The sequence below is a fragment of the Roseateles sp. P5_B10 genome, assembly GCF_056400485.1.
On the sequence record NZ_JBFULE010001572.1, the window covers coordinates 1 to 619 of the forward strand.

The 619-nt window shown below is 75.1% G+C and carries 1 pseudogene; it reads left to right on the forward strand.

The features are described from left to right. Positions 1 to 619: pseudogene (locus AC1DU6_RS34640) on the forward strand (hypothetical protein); the annotation flags it as partial.

Below are 619 nucleotides of genomic sequence, written 5' to 3' on the forward strand. Positions count from 1 at the left end.
GGCGCGGCCTCGGCACGCAGGCCGCGCCACTGCCTGCCTGGCTCGCCAGCCCGACGCGAGCGCCCCGCCACGCCTCGGTGGCGGGCCTGCTGGACTGGAGCCTGGCCTTGCTTGGCCCCGAGCCACGCGCCCTGCTGCAGCGCTTGGCCGCCCTGCCCGGCGCCTTCGCCTGGGCCGATGTGGAAGCCCTCGGCGGCACGCCGGCAGTGCTCAATGAGCTGGTCAGCCATTCCTTGCTGCAGGCCGGCGGCGATGCCGAGCCGCGCTACCGCATGCTGGAATTGCTGCGCCGCGGGGTGCTCGCAGGCGTGGACGCGGCCGAGCAGCGCGGTGCGCGCGGCACGCTGCGCGCGGCGTTGTGTGACTGGGCACTTGCGCTGGGCCTGCAAGCGCCGATCACGGCGTGGGCGCCACGGCGCGAGCAGGCTCGCGCCCTCATCGCYGGTGCCGTCGACGATGGCGACGCCACCGCGGGTGTGCGCCTGGCGCTGGCCATGCGCCCCTGCTGGGAAAGCGACGGCGTGGACCGCACGCTGGTGGACCAGCTCGGCCTGCTGCTGCAACTCGCACCCTGCTCCGCCGGCCATGAGCTGCGCGCGCAACTGGCCTTCACACACGG